A 3,041-nucleotide genomic window follows, 5' to 3' on the forward strand; every position below is an offset into this window, starting at 1 on the left:
ATTAACACGATCTTTTATCTCTCTAATGCTATGTTATTCCTGGAAGGAATTATATATCGAATATTTTAATTTGGGGTTGCTTTATTTTTCAACCTGTGGTAGTCTTCTTTTTGTGCGAATGAAAGTGTTTTAACAACGCTTTAATATATAAAAGGAAGGGGGTGTTTGCCATGCACTACGAGTTTTTGAGTAAAGTTGTAGGCTATCTGTTAAGGCAAAAGCGAATGGAGCTCAACTACACTCAAAACGACGTCTGCAAAGCCGCATCCATTTCACAGGGGCAGTTGTCACGAATCGAAAGCGGTGCAAGAATTCCCTCGCTTTCGCTATTTATCAGGCTGTGTGAAATACTCGGCTGTGATGTAAGCGTCAAAGAAATCGAAAAGTATTTATCGGATTTGAGGCTCTTGGAGAAAGAGAAAAAAGAAGACAAAAAGAAAGACACTTAAAATATGCCGGGGAGACCCGGCCAATTAAGGCACAGTAGCGTGAGACCGCCTCACGCTACTTTTTTTTGCCGGCTCATCACAAATTTAAAAATAACATTTTGGAGGCGAGATTCGATGAAAACTTATTCCTTCGTAAAGGTGCATACATGCGTAATAACGGACGAAAGGCTCGACGTGTACGAAAAGATGACTTACGTTGCTTTGTGCAAATTCGCGGACGGCGATGGAAAGTGCTTTCCCCGTTTAAAATTGCTTTCTGCCATCGTCGGGTGTTCTCGCACAAGGCTGCGCCAGTCCCTTAAGAAACTTGCGGAATTAAAATACATCACAATTACTGCCAGAAAACATAACGACAAGCAAAGAAGCAATATTTACACCTTGTGTCCACGTGAAGACCTCACCGGGGTCACCACACGACCCGATGCGGGTCACCAGATGACCCAACCCGGGTCACCAGACGGCCCCATAACTATATCCAATATAACTAGATCCAAAGAAGAAGAACCAGGGGAACTTAAGGGGTGTGCGAAAAACACTCCGGCTCTTGAAGGTCAGTTTTCCTACATACCGGACTTGATACCGGAAGTAAAAAAACAACCCCCTTCCTCTTTTTCTTTTAAAACTTATAAAAAACCCGAAAAAACAAAAACGCACAAGGCAGAAAGCGCCAACACAAAGGCTTTTGAAACTGCGCGTAAAGGCGTCCTTAAAGACCCTCCCTACGACGAAATACTTGACTCTTTTAAGCGGTATTTCCCAAACTTGAAGGAGCCTTTTTTAGATAACTCTTCTCGCATGTGGATTAGGCTTTTATGCCTAGCTCGCAATGAGCTTTATTTGCTCGAAGGATGGGAAAGGTATTTTAAGGCCATCAAGGATTCGCCCTTTTTGATGGGCGATAACGCCACGGGTTGGGTTTTTGACTTTAGGTGGCTGCTTAATCCGCATAACATGGACCAGGTCAAAGATGGGTTCTTTAAAAAGGGAGGGCTTGTATACGATATCTTCAACTCAAAGGTTAAAGCCGATGACCTGCCCGAAGAGACGCGCAGTTACGTGCTGGGCCTGCTTGGTGCCATGAAGAAGCGAAAGGAGGCGGCATAAAGATGGGACCTGAAGATTTTGGAAAGTTTGCGGAAACGTTGTCGCACGTGGCTAAGCTTTACGGTGTTAGATTAACTGACGAAAAGGTGTCGCTTTTTTTCGATGCCTGCAGGTCTTTGTCGCCTGAACAATTTGCCGTGGGCATAAAGCGGCACGTGAAGAGGGGCAAATTTTTCCCAAGCCCTTCGGAGTTGTTTGAGGCACTTTTCGGCACAGAAGAGGACCAGGCAATGCTTGCTTGGTGTGACGTTTTAAGGGCCGTGAGAGCTTGTGGTTCGGGAGGGCCTGTTCGGTTTTGTGACCTGCGCATACACTTCGTCATCGAAAGCATGGGAGGCTGGGTCCACGTCGCTTCGGCAATAGAAAAGGGCGAAAAGTGGGTCATGAAGGACTTCAAGAATTGGTACGTCTTTGCACTGAAAAAAGGCGTTGACGAAGATGGCGTAAAGCCATACCTGCTGGGAGACAGGGGGCTTCCCTACGGGGCAAGACAAGAGGATTTATCGAGGCTGATTTGGGAAATCCCTGCCTGTGACGGAAAGGGGCTTTATAGATTATGTGTTGTCGAGGGGTCTTCTGGCACAGCGTCGCCCGTGTAGTTTTCGCGTTTTGACTTTATCGTTAATATTCCTTTAGCTATGCGTATTGCGAAAAGGGCGGCTCTGTTTTATAGTGGATCCATCACGAAAAGAAAGGAGGAAAAAGAATGGCAGCTTATCAACCAATAGCAAGTCGCGTCACCCTGAGGCTTCAGGTCGGGGCGGACGAATGGGGCAAGCCAAAGCTAAAGAGCAAGTCTATCGCAGGCGTGGATTACTCAGCCGATGCAGCCGACGTCATGGCAGTAGCACAGGCGATAGCTAGCCTGCTTCCTTACGCACTGGTGGAAGCACAAAAGATCAACACTGACCGGGTTGCTTAAAGTTTAGCAACCACGAGGAAAAAGACTGCTTTGCGAAAAGACCGCTTCAATGCGGCGCTAATTTAAAAAAGGAGGTGAATCGTATGGAGCCAAAAGCCACAAGAAGGTTGAAGATGACCTTTGAGACCGAGGACGGACCCTGGACGTTATCGATATCTGACGTCAAGGAAGGTTTGCTTCCCGATGAAGTCGAGTCGGTCATGCAGACTATCTTGGATAACAACATATTCGGCATCCCACCAATTGCGATCGTAAAGGCCGAATTGGTAGAAACCGATACCACGCAGTTGGTGTAGATATAGATTAAGCGAGGGCCGCGCGTCGGCCTTCGCACTTTGAAGACAAGATTTAGTAAGCCGCAGACCGGCCCTGGACGATTCGATCGATCATGCGGCGACTGTGTTCGCGGCGGACCACGAGCGATTAAAAGGAGGTGAAACCTTGGAGGAATTTATAACGTCAACGCTTCAAACCGGGTTTTCCATTGCGGTCGCGGCTTATCTTTTGATCCGCATGGAAAAACGGTTGGACGAGCTGTCCCTGGCGATAAACAACCTCGAAAAGGG

The 3,041-nt window shown here is 47.0% G+C and carries 6 protein-coding genes; all 6 read left to right on the plus strand.

Going from position 1 to position 3,041, the window contains the following annotated elements; translation table 11 throughout:
* The first annotated feature begins 170 nt into the window (after positions 1–170).
* On the plus strand, positions 171–449 hold the full coding sequence (locus Q7P41_RS10520) for a helix-turn-helix domain-containing protein (RefSeq protein WP_303884099.1): 279 nt from the start codon (positions 171–173) through the stop codon (positions 447–449).
* Positions 450–563: 114 nt separating this feature from the next.
* Positions 564–1,553, plus strand: coding sequence for a helix-turn-helix domain-containing protein (locus Q7P41_RS10525; RefSeq protein ID WP_303884100.1), 990 nt, complete (start codon positions 564–566; stop codon positions 1,551–1,553).
* Positions 1,554–1,555: 2 nt separating this feature from the next.
* A complete protein-coding gene (locus Q7P41_RS10530; RefSeq protein ID WP_303884103.1) occupies positions 1,556–2,152 on the plus strand; it encodes a DUF6475 domain-containing protein in 597 nt (198 codons plus the stop codon).
* 107 nt (positions 2,153–2,259) lie between these two features.
* A complete protein-coding gene (locus Q7P41_RS10535) occupies positions 2,260–2,475 on the plus strand; it encodes a DUF1659 domain-containing protein (protein ID WP_303884104.1) in 216 nt (71 codons plus the stop codon).
* A gap of 83 nt (positions 2,476–2,558) precedes the next feature.
* Positions 2,559–2,771: a DUF2922 domain-containing protein gene (locus tag Q7P41_RS10540; RefSeq protein WP_303884105.1), complete on the plus strand. Its 213-nt coding sequence runs from the start codon at positions 2,559–2,561 to the stop codon at positions 2,769–2,771.
* Between the two features lie 157 nt (positions 2,772–2,928).
* A partial coding sequence (locus tag Q7P41_RS10545; protein ID WP_303884107.1) for a YvrJ family protein occupies positions 2,929–3,041 on the plus strand: 113 nt, incomplete at its 3' end.

The sequence above is a fragment of the Acetomicrobium mobile genome (assembly GCF_937920065.1).

Excerpts from the sequence above, each read along its gene's own strand:
- Q7P41_RS10520 (WP_303884099.1), top strand. The coding sequence starts at position 171 with ATGCACTACGAGTTTTTGAGTAAAGTTGTAGGCTATCTGTTAAGGCAA.
- Q7P41_RS10525 (WP_303884100.1), top strand. The coding sequence starts at position 564 with ATGAAAACTTATTCCTTCGTAAAGGTGCATACATGCGTAATAACGGAC.
- Q7P41_RS10530 (WP_303884103.1), top strand. The coding sequence starts at position 1,556 with ATGGGACCTGAAGATTTTGGAAAGTTTGCGGAAACGTTGTCGCACGTG.
- Q7P41_RS10535 (WP_303884104.1), top strand. The coding sequence starts at position 2,260 with ATGGCAGCTTATCAACCAATAGCAAGTCGCGTCACCCTGAGGCTTCAG.
- Q7P41_RS10540 (WP_303884105.1), top strand. The coding sequence starts at position 2,559 with ATGGAGCCAAAAGCCACAAGAAGGTTGAAGATGACCTTTGAGACCGAG.